Source organism: Schwartzia succinivorans DSM 10502 (assembly GCF_900129225.1).
In the GTDB taxonomy this organism is placed as follows: Bacteria; Bacillota; Negativicutes; order Selenomonadales; family Selenomonadaceae; genus Schwartzia; species Schwartzia succinivorans.
Genome location: NZ_FQUG01000002.1, coordinates 326,200 through 343,478 on the forward strand (window position 1 = coordinate 326,200; position 17,279 = coordinate 343,478).

A 17,279-nucleotide genomic window follows, 5' to 3' on the forward strand; every position below is an offset into this window, starting at 1 on the left:
GGTTCATTGCTTTTTCAGATGAATCGTGCAAAATACAGGTAACTTATTCAGAAGGGATGATACTATGCGTGTATTGCTGGCAGAGGACGATCCGAAGCTTGGAAAGCTGATACAGTATATGCTGGAGCAGAATGAAATTTCCGTGGAGTGGGTAAAACGCGGAGATGAAATTTTTGATTATGCTACCTATGAGGAATACGATGTTCTTGTGCTTGACTGGATGATGCCTGGAGAAAGCGGTGTTGCGGCCTGCAAGAGACTCCGCGAGCACGGATATGAGAGAGCAATTCTTATACTGACGGCGCGGGATACTCTTGAGGACCGTGTTTCGGGACTTGATGCGGGGGCAGATGACTATCTGGTAAAGCCATTTGAGTTTGCGGAGCTTCTTGCACGCCTTCGCGCTCTCGGGCGCCGCAGCAGCCAGAAGATTCAGCAGGATGTGGTGCAGATTGGTGAGTTTACGCTGAACCGTACGGCAAAGGTGCTTAAGAAGGGTGAGGCTGTAATCCAGCTTTCACCGAGGGAATTTCAGATTTTTGACCTTTTGGCGCAGAACATCGGCATAGTTGTTCCACGTGAGATTATTTTGGACCGTATCTGGGGGCTTGAATCAGAGGTCAGCTCGAATAATATTGATTCGTATGTAAAGCTTATCCGCAAAAAGCTCGACCTTGGGGATGGAAAGATGATGATTCATACGATTCGCGGCGTGGGGTACAAGTTGGAAGCGGAGTGAAGCTGAATGGCAGTGTCTGATAATGTTTTTCGGCAGAGCCGAAAGCAGCTGACATTTTATTATTCTGTCATCATGGCGGTATTTTTGATTGTGCTTGTTTTTCTCATGCACTTTTGCATGAAATGGGCTGTTACCTCGGAGCAGGCGCGTGAGCTTACGGAGACGGCGCAGAATATTGCTTACGGACAGAAGCTTCTTCTGGAGCATCCGGAGCTTGTTCTTGATGACCGCTCGGAGCTGAAGGGCAGTCAGGACAGGCTTTTTTTCTATGTGTTTGACAATAACGGCAGGATGCTTAATTTTTCCCGTTCGTCAATCCTCATCGAGCCTTTTGTTCTTGATATCATCGAGGACTGGAAGGATGATGAGCTGATAATCGGGGAGGTTATGGTATTCACACGGGAAATCAAGAAGAGACAGGTCCGCGTGATGATGACATCTCACCCGGTAGAACTGAACGGGGAGATTCTCGGCGTTGTTTTCGTAGGAAAAGAAATTTCAGCTGTGTATCTGGGACTTCGTAAGGCTACGTGGACACTGGCAGGCATCGCTGTTCTGGCTCTCATAATAACGACGGGCGTAGGCTACAACATGGCAGGAAGGGCAATTATTCCTTTGAAGGAGGCTTATGAGAAGCAGCGGCAGTTCGCGGCTGACGCGTCCCATGAGCTCAGAACACCCCTTTCCGTAGTGCTGGCTTCTGCAGAGCTTCTTGACAATGACCCTTCAATTAAATCACCCTTTCTTAAGCAGGTCATAGGCGATGTACGGGATGAGGTCAAAAAGATGACAAAGCTTGTCAGTGACCTTCTTGTAGTTGCGAGAAGTGATAATCAGGCACTGAAGCTCAAGCTTACGAGATTTGACCTGGGTGAAGTCATTGACCAGACAATGCGCAAGATGCAGCCTCTGGCGGAAAAGAAAAATATAACCCTGAAGCGGGAGGGTGAAAAGGAAGTATTCATCCGCGCCGATGAACAGAAGCTGAAGCAGCTTGTGCTGATTTTCGTTGATAACGCGCTGAAATACACGCCTGACGGCGGCTCGGTGTCAGTGAGACTCAGTACTCCGTCGCCTACACGGGTATCATTTGACGTGCAGGACACGGGTATCGGTATTTCACCTGAGGACCAGCAGAAGGTTTTTGACAGATTTTATCGTGTTGATAAGGCACGCTCCCGTGAAATGGGCGGCAACGGATTGGGGCTTGCCATAGCACAGGAGATAGTACGCCTTCATAACGGTATTATTGATTTGAAGAGCGAGCAGGGAAAAGGTACGACGTTTACTGTTACCCTTCGCCGGGGAAAGGAATGATGCCCTATTAAGCTGGTATATATTAACGGCGGTCTTGGCAATCAGATGTTTCAGTATATGTTTTTTTACTGGTTGCAGCATCAGGTGAAGGATGAATGTGTGCTGGATGATCTGGCTTTTTTCGGTAGTAAGGTTCCGCATAACGGATACGAGCTGGAGCGTATATTCGGCATTCATGCACCCCGCATGAGTGAGCGTTTCGACAGGGAAACCTGGGATATGATGGTAAGGGCAAGAGATGAGGAAGGAAAAAGTCTGCCACAGATGATGAAGGATGTAGGGCTCTCTCTTACTGTTGTCCGCGAGCGCATGGTAAAAAATCTTAATTATGACGGGGAAGTGTTGGAGACAAAGTCAGAAAGCGAAATCCCTATTCCATCACGTGATGCTTACTTTCATGGCTACTGGCTCAGTGACGGCTTCTTCAGATTCTACGAAAGAGAGCTTCGTGAGGTTTTTGAGTTTCCACCCCTGGAATCGGAGGACAGGGAGCTTGCTGAAATAATAAAGCTCAGCAGGCAGTCTACTGCTATCCACGTCCGCCGTGGAGATATGGCGCAGTTCGGCTGGTCAGCTCCTGCGGAGAAATTCGCGGAGCGTATAAAATGGATGGAGGAGCACAGAGCGCCACAGCGGTATTTTCTTTTTTCCGATGATATACCGTGGTGCAGGGAAAATGCAGATGCGCTTGGATTAAGCGGATTGAAGGACAGACTGGTTATCGTCGAGGGGCACAAAAAGGAAAAAGCATATATAGATATGCAGCTGATGTCTATGTGCGTGAACCGTGTTTCAGACCGCAGCTCCTTCAGCCTTCTGGCAGGTTTTTTGTGCCGTGCTCCAAACGCCTGCAATATTTCAAGCTGGAAAATATCCAATGCGGAATTTGTTCCGCAATAACTCGGAAAAAATAAAAGACAAAAAGTCAAAAATATATTTGACTTTTTGTCTTTTTGCTTTATAATAAAATCAGAAACCGGGATGACGTCGCCCGGTTTGATTAGAATATTTGCGTTCTTGCATTTGGGAGGGAACGATTATGGGAGAAGAAAAATACACACAGAAAACATTGACGGCACTCCAGTCTGCCCAGCAGACTGCTGCGCTTCATTATCATCAGGAAATAACGAGCGCACATCTTTTGCTGGCATTGGCAAAGGAGCCTGAGGGGCTTTTGCAGACAATTTTTGATGAAGCCAATACGGACCTTCCGATGCTTAAGGCACGTCTTGAGCAGGAGCTGTCAAAAATTCCAAGCGTAAAGGGTCAGGACAGGCTCACAATGGGAATTGACCTTTCCCGGGTGCTTGCAAAGGCGGAGGCAACAGCTTCCAATATGAAGGATGAGTTCATAAGCACGGAGCATCTGCTTCTTGCGATTGTGACAGACGGAAGCGAGGATATACAGAGAATCTGTAAGGATTTTGGACTGACAAAATCAAAGATTGAGGCATCAATCAAGAAAAACCGCAAGCAGAATGTCACCAGCGACCATCCTGAGGATGGCTACAAGTCTCTTGAGAAGTACGGCCGTGACCTTACCGCGGCGGCACGTGCAGGAAAGCTTGATCCTGTAATAGGCCGGGACGAAGAAATCCGACGCACGATTGAAATACTTTCACGCCGCACGAAGAACAATCCTGTACTCATAGGTGAGCCTGGTGTAGGCAAGACCGCGATTGTCGAGGGACTTGCACGCCGTATAATCGCCGGAGATGTGCCGGAATCGCTCAAGAACAAGACACTTTATTCGCTGGATATGGGTTCTCTTGTTGCAGGAGCAAAATTCCGCGGTGAATTTGAGGAACGTCTGAAGGCGGTGCTCAATGAGATTGTGAAATCTGACGGGCAGATTCTTCTTTTCATCGATGAGGTACATACTGTCGTTGGCGCGGGAGCTGCCGAAGGCGCGATGGATGCAGGAAACCTTCTGAAACCGATGCTGGCACGCGGCGAGCTTCGCTGCATAGGCGCAACAACGCTCAATGAATATCGCAAATATATAGAAAAGGATACGGCGCTCGAGAGAAGATTCCAGCCTGTCATGGTGGGACAGCCGACACTTGAGGATACAATATCAATTCTGCGCGGGCTGAAGGAACGCTACGAGGTACATCACGGTGTCCGCATACGCGACGCGGCACTTGTAGCGGCGGCGACTCTCTCTGACAGATATATTTCCGACCGATTCCTTCCGGATAAGGCAATTGACCTTGTGGATGAAGCTGCAGCAAAGCTGAGAACAGAAATTGAGTCTGTACCCGCGCCTATTGACGAGGTACAGCGTAAAATAATGCAGCTTGAGATAGAGGAACAGGCACTTAACAAGGAAACCGATGAAGGCTCAAAGGCACGCCTCAATTCCATTCAGAATGAAAAAGAGGAGCTTAAAAAGAAGGAAGCCGAGCTTCGTGCACGCTGGGAGGCTGAAAAACAAGGCATTCTGCGTGTCCGTGCTATCAAAAAGGAAATGGATGATGCCAGAAACAGCATGGAGCAGGCAGAGCGCAGCGGAGACCTTATGAAGGCCTCTGAGATTAAGTACAGCAGACTGCCTGAGCTGGAGCGTCAGCTTAAAGAGGAAGAAAAGCGGGCAGGAGAAAAGACCGACAGCCGCCTTTTGAAGGAGGAGGTCAGTGAAGAGGATATTGCTCAGGTCGTCAGCCGCTGGACAGGAATTCCTGTTACTAAGATGCTCACCGGAGAGCGTGAAAAGCTCATTCACCTTGAGGATGTTCTCCACGAGCGTGTTGTGGGACAGGATGAAGCTGTTAAGGTCGTAAGCCAGGCAATACTCAGAGCCCGTGCCGGTATCAAGGATCCAAACCGTCCTATCGGTTCGTTTATATTCCTTGGACCCACAGGTGTAGGAAAGACCGAGCTTGGAAAAACTCTTGCGGAGGCATTGTTTGACGACGAACGCAGCATGATCCGCATTGATATGTCAGAGTACATGGAGAAGCATTCTGTTGCGCGTCTCATCGGGGCGCCTCCGGGATATGTTGGCTATGATGAAGGAGGTCAGCTTACGGAAGCGGTCCGCCGCCGTCCTTACAGTGTTATTCTGCTGGACGAAATTGAAAAGGCCCACCGTGATGTATTCAATGTCCTTTTGCAGATTCTTGACGACGGACGTCTTACGGACGGAAAGGGACGTGTTGTGAATTTCAAAAACACTGTCATCATCATGACATCTAACCTCGGCTCACACGAAATCCTGAACAAGGATTTTGAAGAAGCAAAGAGTGCCGTAAAGGACCTTCTGAAGGAGTATTTCAGACCGGAGTTCCTGAACCGTGTGGACGATATCATCGTCTTTAAGGCACTTGAAAAGGCTCAGGTAAGAGAGATTGCCGCGCATCTTATGGCAAGCCTCGGAAAACGTCTTGAAAAGCAGGTCAAGCTGCATCTTGAATGGACGGATAAGGCCATAGATGAGCTTGCAAATCAGGGATTTGATCCGAACTTCGGCGCACGTCCTCTCCGCAGACTTTTGAGCCACGCAATTGAAACGCTTCTTTCGGAGAAGATAATAAGGGGCGATGTACAGGAAGGCGATACTGTTATTGTGGATGTCGAAGACGGCAGCTTCACGGCGAAAAAAGCGGAGTGATGTTCGGAGTTTTTACACTGCGACAGGTGATTAAGCAGATATCCGTCAGACACTTCGAAAGGAATTTAACAATTAACGAAGCCCGGAATGATTTCATTGAGATTTCATTCTGGGCTGTTATTTTGTTTACAGATAGATGGCAGGACAGGTGGTTTAATTTTGAAAAAGATTATTCTGACAGCCTCTGTAACCTTTGTGCTTACGATGGCTTTTTTTATTACCGCAGCAGTTTATATTGCGGGAAGCCTTTTTATAGATATGGCGCTGAAGAGAGGAACACTCGGAGACCCCAAGGCACCTCCGGCTGTTTTCAGAAGTGCTATTGAAGGCAACGGAAAAGCAATAAAGAAAGCTGAACGGCCGGATTTTAAAGGGGCAAAATGGACAATGCAGTCCTTCGACGGACTGGCACTGAAGGCGACACATTTCAGCCCGGCAGCGGAATCCCACCGCTGGGTTATAATTGTTCACGGCTACGGTCTGGGACAGGAATATATATGGGACTACGCGGAAGAGTATCTGAAAGCGGGATATCACGCGGTAACGCCTGATATGCGTTCCTCCGGCAGCAGCGAGGGAATGTATCTTACAATGGGAGCTCTTGAGAGCCGTGATGTGAACGACTGGGCAAGGGAAATACGAAAACGTGATTCGAAGGCGGAAATTCTGCTGCATGGTGTTTCAATGGGTGCGGCAACGGTAATGCTTTCTGCCGCACAGCCCGCGCCAGGTGTTGATGCCGTTGTGGAGGACAGTGGTTATTCGGGATTAAAACAGCTTTTTGCTGAGGAAATTGATAAAATTCTGGGTATTCCTGCATTTCCGCTTTTGGATATTGCGGATTTGTGCTGTGAGAACCGTGCCGGCTTCAGCTTTGCCGAGGCATCTCCCGAGCATGTCGTTGCCGATGTAAAGATTCCTGTGCTTTTTATACACGGTGATGAGGATAAGCTTGTGCCCTATAATATGATGCAGGAGCTTTATACGGCATGCAAGGCGCCGGGAAAGCAGCAGTACACCGCAAAGGGATATCCTCATGCGGCCGCTTATCAGGATAAGGAATATTTTCCGACAGTTTTCCGTTTTGCTGACCGCAACATGTAAAAATAAACGCAAAGGGGCTGTGAAAAAGGCATTTCTTGCCTTCCCCATTGGGGAAGGGGGACCACGTAGTGGTGGATGAGGTACACCAAGGAGAGCCGCTATTTATGTACATAGTAGGCACTTTGGGGAGCACCTCATCCGAGCCCTGCGGGCCCACCTTCTCCTAAAGGAGAAGGCATTATTGTTGCTTTTTTCACAGCCCATTTAAGTTAGAACTCGGTAAAAACCTCGTTGAAACGCTGACATAGGAAGTTTTGCTTTTGGCAAAACTTGAACTAATGCATTATGTCGAGGCAAGCTCGACGAAACTTAAAAGATAATTTTTTGGCAAACATTATCCTTTAAGTTATAATATCTTTATGATGCGGAAAGGAGCGGAGAATATGGCGTATGTTGCGCTGTACAGAAAATGGAGACCGAAAACTTTTCCTGACCTCGTGGGACAGGAGCATGTGAGCCGTACTCTTTCACAGGCAGTTGAGACAGGACGCGTAGGTCACGCATATCTCTTTTCCGGGCCGCGGGGCACAGGTAAAACAAGTACCGCGAAGATTCTGGCGAAGGCACTTAACTGTGAAAAAGGTCCGTCTACTGAGCCGTGCAACGAATGTGAGAGCTGCCGCCGCGTAAATGACGGAACCTCAATGGACGTTTTTGAAATTGATGCCGCATCAAACCGCGGTATTGATGAAATTCGCGACCTTCGTGAGACGGTAAAGTTTGCTCCGGCGAACGGGAAATATAAGGTATATATAATTGACGAGGTGCATATGCTGACCTCGGAGGCTTTCAACGCGCTTTTGAAAACCCTTGAAGAACCGCCTGAACGTGTCGTTTTCATTCTTGCCACGACAGAGGTGCATAAGGTACCTGCTACGATACAGTCGAGGTGTCAGCGGTATGATTTCAAGCGTATTTCAGTGAAGAATATCGCTGAGCGCCTACGCTACGTTGCCGACCATTCTGAAATATCAGCGGATGATGAGGCACTTTCGCTTATCGCCCGTGAATCGGCTGGCGGTATGCGAGATGCTCTTTCTACGCTTGATCAGTGTGCTTCTCTTGCGGAGGAAAAGGTCAGCGTGAAGGTTGTTCAGGAGGTTCTGGGCCTTGTGGGACACGACTGGGTTGTGCGGATACTAAAGGCTGTTTCACGAAAGGATGCGGCAGAAGCTCTAAAGGCGCTGGGTGAGCTTATGCAGGAGGGAAAGGATCTCAGACAGCTGGTGGGTGAGATGATAGCGGAGCTTCGTTCCCTTATGGTGTTTCAGGCAGTCGGAAGTACGGAGGGAGTAGAGCTTTATGAGACCTCTGAAGAGACTTTGAAGGAGGGAGCGTCATTTTTCTCCCCCGATGACTTTGCGCCTATGCTGGACCGTTTGCATGAGGCCCTTACGGAGCTCAGGTGGACATCAGAGCCGCGTATTGCAGTGGAAACTGCACTGCTGGCACTTTGCAGACCACGGGCTGCCATGATGACTGCTTCTCCTGCGGGAACTGTACCTGTGCAGCAGGGGACGGATTCTGTAAGGATTGCGCAGCTTGAGGCAAAGCTGCAGGCACTTTCATCCGCTCTTGCCACACGTTCGCAGCAGGTGCCTGTCATTACTCCGGTCATTCCTGCAGGTAATATGCCTGCTGCCGGAACGGGGGCGGCTGCCGCTCAGCCGTCGGCCCCTGTCCCGGGTGGAGCCTTTAAGATGACGGATGACGGGAAAACCTTGTGGCAGGCATTGCTTGCTAATCTTATGGCAGAAGAAAAATACAAGCTTATAGGCGATTTCCTGGCACGTGGACAATTTGGGGGAATTACTCAGGGAGCGTTCAGGGTGTTTATGCGAAGTCCGTTTCTGGTCAGACGTCTTGAAAGTGATGACTATAAGCAGCTTGTGGAATCAAGACTCGCGCTTCTTGCAGGGCGGCCTATGCGCCTCGTATGTGAAACAGCGGCGGATCTGACACCGCAGGCACCGCGTCCTATGCCCAAAAAGAAGAAGGAAGAAAAATCTCCTATTCAGGTAAAGGTGCAGAAGGATATGGAGGCCATGACTCCTGACGAGCGAAAGCAGATGGATACTGCCATGGCTGTTTTCGGGAGTAATTTTGTGCCTCTGCCGGAGGGGGAAAATGGAGGAACGGGGACGGTTGAACCTGAAAAAGAAGCTCCTTTGCCTCCTGATGACGATATTCCTCTTCCGACAGATGATGACGCGCCTCTTCCTAATGAGGACGAGCTTCCGCCGCTTCCTCCGGAGGAATGAGTGTGGGATTGACTGAGAAAGCAGACTTTGATATTCTAAGATATGTATGTTTACTATCCGAAAGGGTATGCAGGAAGGGAGAATACGATATATGTACGGTGGAATGGGCGGCGGCATGGGCAACATGGGCGCCATGATGAAAAAAGTACAGAAGCTCCAGTCTCAGATGAAACTGATGCAGGAGGAACTTAAAAAAAGGACGGTTGAGGTTTCCGCAGGCGGCGGAGTTGTAAAGGTTGTAATGAACGGTGACAAGGTCGTGCAGTCTCTTACAATCGCAAAGGAGGCAGTTGATCCGGAGGATGTAGAGATGCTTCAGGATCTTATTTCTGCGGCAGTTAACGAGTGCATGAAGAAGGTCGATGAAATGATGACCTCTGAAATGAGCAAACTCACCAGCGGCCTTGGACTTCCGCCGGGAATAATCTGATGCAGTACATAGCGCCTCTGGCGAAGCTTATTGAGCATTTTCGGGCGCTTCCGGGTATTGGTCCAAAGTCAGCAGTGCGGCTGGCGTATCATGTACTTGATATGGATGCCGAAAAGGCAAAGGCACTTGCCGGAGCCATTATGGAGGCAAAGGAAAAGATAGGCTTTTGCACCACGTGCTTTAATTTAAGTGACCGAAACCCCTGCGAAATATGTGCAAGTGAAAAGAGAGACCACACTACTATATGTGTGGTTGAGCAGCCCCAGGATGTGGCTGCTATGGAGCGCATGCATGACTATCACGGAGTGTATCATGTGCTGCACGGCGCTCTGTCGCCCCTTGAGGGAATAGGTCCTGAAAAGCTCAGAATCCGCGAGCTTTTAGTTCGCCTTCAGTCGAGTGACGTGAAGGAAATTATCATGGCTACGAATCCCAATGTGGAGGGAGAGGCAACGGCAATGTATATTGCACGCCTCTTAAAGCCAATGGGGCTTCGGGTGACACGTATCGCGCACGGTCTGCCGGTCGGCGGGGACCTTGAGTACGCGGACGAGGTAACTCTCGCCAAAGCCATGGAAAACCGCGTGGAGCTCTGACTCCGCGTTTAAGGAGGAATATTTATGGATGCAGCTGCTGTTATGGGCGGGCCGGATTCATCACTTGTCGTCGCCTGTGCGGTCGGCATTCTGGCCATTTGCGTCATAACGAAGCTGATTAAGCTTCCTATCGAGCTGATGATGAAGCTTGTTTCGAACAGTGTTGTGGGTGCGTTTATGCTGTTCGTTGCTGACTTCTTCGGTCTTGGTATTGAGATAACGATTTTAAAGGCTCTCTTTGCCGGTATATGCGGTATACCGGGAGTCCTTATTATCATTATCTGGGAAAAATTTTTGGCTGGCTGATGAAAAAAACGCTGGCGAAGGCGGATGCCTTGCCAGCGTTTTTGTTTTGCCGAAGATGCTCTGTTATGCGGAAAAGTGCTGTAGATAGATAACAATGCCAAAAAGACAGAGCGACAGGGATATGAAAAGGAAAATACCGCGGTTGATCCAGGGGGCGACAGAAGCGGAAATTTTTGCCGCATGCTTGCGCTGCACATACATTAAAATGAGTGCTGCAGCGAGGGAGGCGTACATTCCGCGGTTCCAGGCGTCCATCAAATCCCATCCTGATGCAAGAAGAAACAGCGTGAGACAGATGACGACAACGAGTATGATGTTCTCCCAAGGACGCGGCTTCGGCGCCTCTGGGAGCTTTTCTTCTTCTGCGAGCTCCTGTGCCGCATGAATATTTTTGAGGATACGTTTTGATTGTTTTGCCATGAATTAGATCACCAATCTTTCGTTTGTTATCAACTAGTGTAACATTATATCATACTTTCGATTTTCATGGGAGTGGGAACCTGTGATAGGTGAGCAGTAATTGCATGTCAAAGGAAATTTTACAATATCAGCTGAAAAAACAGAAAAAATTCCCATTTTTGTAAATCTTTTTACTTTTACAGAATTGCAGTTAGCCGTATAGACTGGTACAATAAAAGGAAATATAGATTTTAATAAGTATGAGACATCATACCTCTAAATAAGAGAAATGACAGAAAATATCACATGGAAAGTGAGGAACAAATATGATACGAGAACACAGAAGCCGTGAGAAATTGCTGACGTACTATGATAAGTACATAAACGAAGGTGTCATTGATCCGAATGTCCATCCATGGGTTGCGGAGTCATGGATGAAGAGCAAAAAGCTCAATGTTCAGTCGGATACCATGTTCACCGGACGTAAGCTCAGCACGGAGGATTTTCGGCTTTTGCAGGCACAGCATAAGGAGGCTGTGGATTATCTGGAGATCATGGTTGATAATATCCGTGAATTCTTCCAGAAGTATAATCTTTGTCTTCTTCTTTTGGACTCTGACTGTGTTGTTCTGAAGAGTTACGCGCTTCCGTATTTTCAGATGACCGCGGGAGAAATTGAGGGCGTTCGTGTAGGCATCGAGGAGGTCGGCACCTCCAGCATCTCCATTGCACGTGAGCATGAAACTCCCTTCTGGCTTTTCGGACCTGAGATGTGGGTGAAGGATTGCCAGGGTGGAGATGCCTGCTCGGCACCTGTCTATATGAACGGAGAGCTCAGCTATATGCTGACGCTTGTTGCAGTAAAGCAGTCCGAAATGCCGCAGGATGCTGTCATCGCGATGCTGCTGACTTTGGGGAAATCCCTTGAATTCTATCTTTCCCAGATGCAGCGGCTTCAGGCACAGGAAACTATACTCGACGCGACGCCTTTCGCTGTGTATCATGTCATGCCCGGAGGAGACGTCGCATATGCAAACAAGCTCGGTCTCACAAGACTGGCAGGGATTGGCGCGCAGAAGAATGAAAGAGAGATGCCGAATCTCAGCGATGTCGTAATGAATTATCGTCATACGCCGATTTACAACGGCTTCCGAGGTGTGCCGTCCCATAATAAAGAGGTTACATGGATAACTCAGGCAAAAACCTACGAGGACATCACAACGGTAGTTCCTTTGGGCCGGGATATTGACCAGGCAGTGTCCAGCGTTGTCGTTGTTTCCATGCCTATTGAAGATCTCCGCACCCTTGTGGCTCATGCGGCAGGCTATACCGCAAAATACAGCCTTAGCTCTATGGTGGGAGAGGGAACAACCTTTGCTGCTATGAAGGATAAGGCAGCACGAGTAGCAAAGAATAAGCATCATGTGCTGATTCAGGGCGAGTCAGGGACAGGAAAACAGCGTCTTGCTCACGGTATTCATCAGGCCAGCCCGAGGGCAGCCGGCCCACTTATCACACTCCGCTGCGGGGATGCTACTCCGGAGCTTTTGGAGCAGGAGCTTTTCGGAATTGTACTTGATTCCGAAGGAAGCCATCCGGGAAGACTTGAGCTTGCATCGGGAGGCACTCTGTTCCTTGATGAGGTAGAAAAAATGCCGAAAAATATTGCGGCGCAGCTTGCAAAAAATCTTCAGAGCGGTACTTCCTGCCGCATAGGTGAACGCGTAGAGCGTTCAATTGATGTGCGCATTGTCGCCGCGTGCGACAGTGACTTGAAGCGTCTCACGGAGCGCGGTCTTTTTGATAAAACTCTCTATGAGATTGTATCGAAGAGCGTTATCCGTGTGCCGTCTCTCAGAAGCCGCCGCGAGGATATTCCAACTCTGGTCGGACATATTGTAAAAGAGCTTGCAGCCCAGCATCAGATGCAGCCGAAAAAAATTCTGCCGGAGACGGTCAAGGTTCTGCACGACTACGATTGGCCGGGTAACATCAAGCAGCTGCAGAGCGTTCTGGAATACGCGTTTTTCAACACGAAGGGCGATACTATCGGGCCTGATGATATCAGCCTGATGGGTGATATAAAACCTGATAATAAATGGAAGGAAGACCGTGAGGTCTTCGTTAAGGCTTGGAAGGCTGCGGGAGGAAATGTAAGCCGCCTCGCAAATCTTTTGAGCGTCAGCCGCGTTACATTGTACAGATATCTTAAGAAATATGGACTTGAAAAGTCATAAGAGAAGGAGAGTTTCATTTGCGTTTGAGGAGAAAGCCTTGGATTGACCAGGCTATCCACGATTTTGACGATTTTGTATTCCCGAAGGACCGCCCGGCTTCAGAGGCGCAGAAGGGAGAATGGCATTCCCTGTTTGGCAGCGAAAAGCCTCTTTATGTTGAGCTTGGAACGGGCAAGGGTGATTTTATAAGTCAGCTTGCGGAACGTGAGCAGGAGAATAATTTTATCGGTATTGAGGCACAGCAGGATGTGCTTTATCAGGCTGCGGTAAAGGTTCGCGATAAGGGACTGTCAAATGTACGCCTGCTGGTTTTTGATATAAATGAAATCGAGACAATTTTTGCTCCCGGCGAGGTTGCGGGATTTTATATCAATTTCTGCGACCCGTGGCCTAAGGCGCGTCATGCAAAGCGCAGGCTGACCTGCCGGACGTTTCTTGAAAAATACCGCAGACTTCTGGTGCCGGGAGGCCGTATCTGTTTCAAAACAGATAATCGGCCGTTGTTTGATTATTCCCTTGAGGAGTTTGCCGCGGTCGGGCTTGAGGTACAGGATGTTACCTATGACCTGCATGCCGAAAACAGACCTGATAACATCGAAACGGAATATGAGCATAAGTTCAGCCTTCTTGGACAGAAAATCAACCGTTGTGAGGTGATCTTCCCATGAATGGGGAGAAGCTCCGGGATTTTAAGGAGAAACACTCCTGGAAATTCTGGATGAATGACAGGGAGGCAATCCTTGGTATTGTCGTCCTGCTTCTTATTATCGGAACAATAAATGTATTCAGCTCCAGCTTTGTGCTTTCGGAGACCTATTACGATACTCCGTACTTCTTTTTGTCAAGGCACGGTATCAATGTATTTGTGGGGTGTGTCTGCTTTTTTGTGGGCGCACTTGTTGACTATCATAGATGGCGCTCATGGATTGTCGGTATTTTTGCGATTGTTGTCATCATGCTGATAGCTGTGCTCGTTGTAGGAGTAGAGGTTAACGGAGCAAAGCGGTGGCTTCAGCTCGGTATTACTGTGCAGCCTGCTGAATTTGCCAAGATGCTGGCTATATTCATCGAGGCAGCCTATATTTCCTCGCGCGTGTCAATCGGAGGAAAATGCCAGATGTTGCATGCCCAGCTTGGCGTCCTGCTGCTGCTTTTTATACTGATTGAGCGTGAGCCTGACGGCGCGACAGCAGCACTGGTGCTGGGTGTTCCTATGTGTATGCTGCTCATGTCAAACATGGCGAGGCAGATGAAGCTTACTCTTATTGGCATGATTGTACTGGCAGGCGGTGTAATCTGTATTCTTCAGCCCTATCGTCTTAATCGTGTGCTTACGATGCTGAATCCCTGGCAGGATGCAACGGACAGCGGCTATCAGATTGTCCAGTCGCTGCAGGCTATCGGCTCCGGAGGCTTCTGGGGAATGGGACTCGGACAGGGGATAAGCAAATATCACTATCTGCCGGAGGCTCACACTGATTTTGCTTTCGCAATCCTTTGTCAGGAAAACGGTTTTTTGGGTGCCTTCGCGGTTATTCTGCTTTTTGGGGCATTTACGTATTATGGAGCGCGTATTGCAGCTACGGCGAAGGATGCCTACGGACAGATTCTGGCGGCAGGAATTGTCTGTCTGATTGTCGGACAGGCTGTAGCAAACATGCTTATGGTAGGAGGATGGTTCCCTGTTGTTGGTGTTCCGCTTCCGTTTATAAGCTACGGAGGCTCATCGCTTGCGGTCAGCCTGGGTGCAGTTGGCATTCTGTTTAACATCGGGCATAAGAGTGCGCCGCCTAAAACACTTGTTACTTCGGCACCGCCGAAAAATGTTGATGTTTTTGGAAGACCAAGACTGAAACGAATCAAATAAGTTTATTCGGAAAGAAGAATGAGATATGATTGTCTATGCCGTTGACAAAGGCGGAGAATATATTACCGTTGAGGAGAGCTTGCGGCGTCATCCCGAAGGGAAACGCAGCATTTATGTAAATCTTACAAACAGATGCACCTGTGCATGCACATTCTGCCTCCGTACAATGAAAAAAATGGCAGAGGAGCATTCACTCTGGCTTAAAGAGGAGCCGTCGGCAGAGCTTGTTAAGAGTGAGCTTGGCAGAGTACCATGGGAATACGTGGAAGAGGTTGTTTTCTGCGGCTTCGGTGAACCTACGATGAGACTGGAAGTCCTCAAGGAGCTTCTTCGTTATATCAAAAGTGTGCAGCCGCAGGTAAAGACACGGGTGAACACGAACGGCCTTTCAGATTTGTATTTCAAAAGGGACACAGCGCCGGATTTTGGCGGAGGCATTTTGGACACTGTTTCCATAAGTCTCAACGCGTCCAATGCGGAGCGTTATCTTGAGCTTACGCGGAGCGAGTTCGGAATAGATTCCTTTGATGCGATGCTTTCATTTGCGCAGCATGTCAAGGAGTATGTCCCGGAGGTTGTTTTGACGGTTGTGGATCATGTGGAGGATGACGGTGAAATCGCTCTCTGCAAAAAAATATGTGATGAACGCGGGCTAAGGCTTCGTGTGCGCCCGTATGAGGATAGTTAAATAAATGAGAAGTCTCCGTATGCGTTATTCGGAGGCTTCTTTTTTTATGGGATATATGGCGAAACGAGAACAGTATGTGTTATGTTCGAAAGAATATGTGTCATTTGCTTGCAGGAATGAAGTCTTCTTTGTAGAATAATATTATGAAAGCGTTGTTGATCGTCCGATAGAAATAATAAATAAAAAACAACGCCTTTTAGAGTTGGAATTGGATATGAAGGGAAAGACGCAGCTTATGAAGCATTTGATTATTATTCGCGGAGGCGGAGAGATTGCTACGGCGATTGCCTGCCGTATGCATAATGCGGGATATGATGTACTGCTTCTTGAAAAAGCAAGACCATCAGCAATCCGCCGCGAGGTTTCGTTCGCAGATGCCGTCTATGACGGAGAAAAGACTGTAGAGCGTCTGACGTGCTACTGCGCGGAAAATGTGAAGGCAGCAGAAGCTCTTCTCAGGAGCAAAAAAATAACAATGCTTGTGGACGCTTACGGTAGATATATAAAAAAGTTTCGTCCACATATTCTGGTAAATACTCTGAACGGAGATATTGAAGGAAACAGAATTCAGTACCCTGCCGACTATGTAATCGGACTCGGCTCAGGCTTCTGTGCTCATCGTGATGTTGACTGTGTCATTGAGACACGGCGCGGGCACAATTTGGGCCGTCTGATATATGAAGGACATGCTTTGAAGACACGCAATATAAAGGATCTTGAGAGCGAGACGGGTGCTCTTTTTACCGCAGGCGCGGTTGGAGTAATCAGGAGTCCGCGTACTATTTCAAATGTGCTTCGGACAGGTGATGTCATCGCAGAGCTGTATGATGAGGAAAACGGCAGAAATGTGGAGATTTCTGCTCCTTATCCGGGGATACTGCGTGGACTGATTCATGACGGGTATCGCTGCCTGTCTAAGGATATTATAGTGGCAGAGGTCGATTCGAGAAATGACCCCGGAATATGCTTTTCTATTTCGGAGAAGGCGAGATGCATCTCAGGCGCAGTGCTTGAAGCTGTTCTTGCGTTTGAATCAGGGAATCGTTCTGCCGCCAGAACGGAGATTTAACAGTGAAGGCTTTTTTGTTTGATATGGACGGAGTGTTGGTTGATACCCAGCAAATCCATACACTTGCGTTGAAAAAAATATTTGAAGAATACGGCATTGAGATTTCCATGGAGGAACTGGCGTCCTTTGCCGGAACAAAACGGGGGACGGCTTTTCTAAAGGCTGCTGAGGAACGAGGGGTATCTCTGCCAATTGAGGAAATGTGCGATGCAAAGGACAGATTGTTCGATGCGATGATAGAAAAAACAGACCTCAAGCCGATTCAGGGGATACCTGAGCTCCTGGAGCAGCTGAAAAGGGATGGCGTGCTTACCGCAATCGCCTCATCCAGCAGCAGGGATTTTATTTCTCTCGTTGTTGACCGTACAGGAATACGGCAGTATTTTGATGCTTTCATAAGCGGACAGGAGCTTCCGGAATCAAAGCCAAATCCTGCAATATATCTTTTGGCGGCACAGACACTAGGGGTTGAACCGTCTGAGTGCATAGTTTTGGAGGATGCGCATCTGGGTGTTGAGGCTGCGAAGCGTGCGGGTATGCGTTGTATCGGATACCGCAATCCAAATTCCGGAGCCCAGGATTTATCGAAGGCAGATGTTGTTGTAGACCGTATGGAAAAAATAATACGAATGATTGGAACCCTTTAAGTATTA

General features: G+C 48.5%; 16 protein-coding genes. 15 read left to right on the top strand and 1 reads right to left on the bottom strand.

Annotation, left to right across the window (positions count from 1 at the left end):
- Nucleotides 1-64: 64 nt before the first annotated feature.
- The 9 genes from BUA83_RS01415 (at nucleotide 65) to BUA83_RS01455 (ending at nucleotide 10,366) form a co-directional block, all read left to right on the top strand.
- Nucleotides 65-739 (top strand): response regulator transcription factor, encoded by a 675-nt coding sequence (locus BUA83_RS01415; RefSeq protein WP_072934397.1) that lies wholly within the window; start codon nucleotides 65-67, stop codon nucleotides 737-739.
- 6 nt (nucleotides 740-745) lie between these two features.
- Complete coding sequence (locus BUA83_RS01420) at nucleotides 746-2,056, top strand: sensor histidine kinase (protein ID WP_072934398.1); 1,311 nt, start codon at nucleotides 746-748, stop codon at nucleotides 2,054-2,056.
- Between the two features lie 57 nt (nucleotides 2,057-2,113).
- Entirely contained in the window at nucleotides 2,114-2,956 is an 843-nt protein-coding gene (locus tag BUA83_RS01425; RefSeq protein ID WP_159430459.1) for an alpha-1,2-fucosyltransferase, read from the top strand.
- A 139-nt stretch (nucleotides 2,957-3,095) separates the two neighbouring features.
- Entirely contained in the window at nucleotides 3,096-5,669 is a 2,574-nt protein-coding gene (gene clpB / locus BUA83_RS01430) for an ATP-dependent chaperone ClpB (RefSeq protein WP_072934400.1), read from the top strand.
- Between the two features lie 159 nt (nucleotides 5,670-5,828).
- A complete protein-coding gene (locus tag BUA83_RS01435) occupies nucleotides 5,829-6,773 on the top strand; it encodes an alpha/beta hydrolase (RefSeq protein ID WP_159430460.1) in 945 nt (314 codons plus the stop codon).
- Nucleotides 6,774-7,156: 383 nt separating this feature from the next.
- Complete coding sequence (dnaX, locus tag BUA83_RS01440; RefSeq protein WP_072934401.1) at nucleotides 7,157-9,034, top strand: DNA polymerase III subunit gamma/tau; 1,878 nt, start codon at nucleotides 7,157-7,159, stop codon at nucleotides 9,032-9,034.
- Between the two features lie 103 nt (nucleotides 9,035-9,137).
- A complete protein-coding gene (locus BUA83_RS01445; protein WP_072934684.1) occupies nucleotides 9,138-9,464 on the top strand; it encodes a YbaB/EbfC family nucleoid-associated protein in 327 nt (108 codons plus the stop codon).
- The gene (gene recR, locus BUA83_RS01450; protein ID WP_072934402.1) at nucleotides 9,464-10,060 is read left to right on the top strand and encodes a recombination mediator RecR; all 597 of its coding nucleotides are present in this window, start codon (nucleotides 9,464-9,466) and stop codon (nucleotides 10,058-10,060) included. Before BUA83_RS01445 ends, recR begins: the two co-directional genes overlap by 1 nt.
- Nucleotides 10,061-10,084: 24 nt before the next feature.
- Entirely contained in the window at nucleotides 10,085-10,366 is a 282-nt protein-coding gene (locus BUA83_RS01455; protein WP_234988192.1) for a pro-sigmaK processing inhibitor BofA family protein, read from the top strand.
- A gap of 63 nt (nucleotides 10,367-10,429) precedes the next feature.
- On the opposite strand, the gene BUA83_RS01460 is transcribed toward BUA83_RS01455, so the two are convergent.
- Nucleotides 10,430-10,786, bottom strand: a complete 357-nt coding sequence (locus BUA83_RS01460) for a hypothetical protein (protein WP_072934403.1) — start codon at nucleotides 10,784-10,786, stop codon at nucleotides 10,430-10,432.
- A gap of 305 nt (nucleotides 10,787-11,091) precedes the next feature.
- Between BUA83_RS01460 and BUA83_RS01465 the strand changes: the two genes are divergently transcribed.
- From BUA83_RS01465 to BUA83_RS01490, 6 genes are all read left to right on the top strand, one after another.
- A complete protein-coding gene (locus tag BUA83_RS01465; RefSeq protein WP_072934404.1) occupies nucleotides 11,092-13,002 on the top strand; it encodes a sigma 54-interacting transcriptional regulator in 1,911 nt (636 codons plus the stop codon).
- A 17-nt stretch (nucleotides 13,003-13,019) separates the two neighbouring features.
- Nucleotides 13,020-13,670: a tRNA (guanosine(46)-N7)-methyltransferase TrmB gene (trmB, locus tag BUA83_RS01470; RefSeq protein ID WP_072934405.1), complete on the top strand. Its 651-nt coding sequence runs from the start codon at nucleotides 13,020-13,022 to the stop codon at nucleotides 13,668-13,670.
- Nucleotides 13,667-14,869 carry an FtsW/RodA/SpoVE family cell cycle protein gene (locus BUA83_RS01475; protein WP_072934406.1) on the top strand — a complete coding sequence of 401 codons (1,203 nt, stop codon included), beginning with the start codon at nucleotides 13,667-13,669 and terminating at the stop codon, nucleotides 14,867-14,869. The genes trmB and BUA83_RS01475 overlap by 4 nt, the downstream gene beginning before the upstream one ends.
- A 25-nt stretch (nucleotides 14,870-14,894) precedes the next feature.
- Nucleotides 14,895-15,557 (top strand): TatD family nuclease-associated radical SAM protein, encoded by a 663-nt coding sequence (locus BUA83_RS01480; protein WP_072934407.1) that lies wholly within the window; start codon nucleotides 14,895-14,897, stop codon nucleotides 15,555-15,557.
- A 214-nt stretch (nucleotides 15,558-15,771) separates the two neighbouring features.
- Nucleotides 15,772-16,626, top strand: coding sequence for a hypothetical protein (locus BUA83_RS01485; protein WP_094756396.1), 855 nt, complete (start codon nucleotides 15,772-15,774; stop codon nucleotides 16,624-16,626).
- Between the two features lie 2 nt (nucleotides 16,627-16,628).
- The gene (locus BUA83_RS01490; RefSeq protein ID WP_072934408.1) at nucleotides 16,629-17,273 is read left to right on the top strand and encodes an HAD family hydrolase; all 645 of its coding nucleotides are present in this window, start codon (nucleotides 16,629-16,631) and stop codon (nucleotides 17,271-17,273) included.
- Nucleotides 17,274-17,279: the final 6 nt, after the last annotated feature.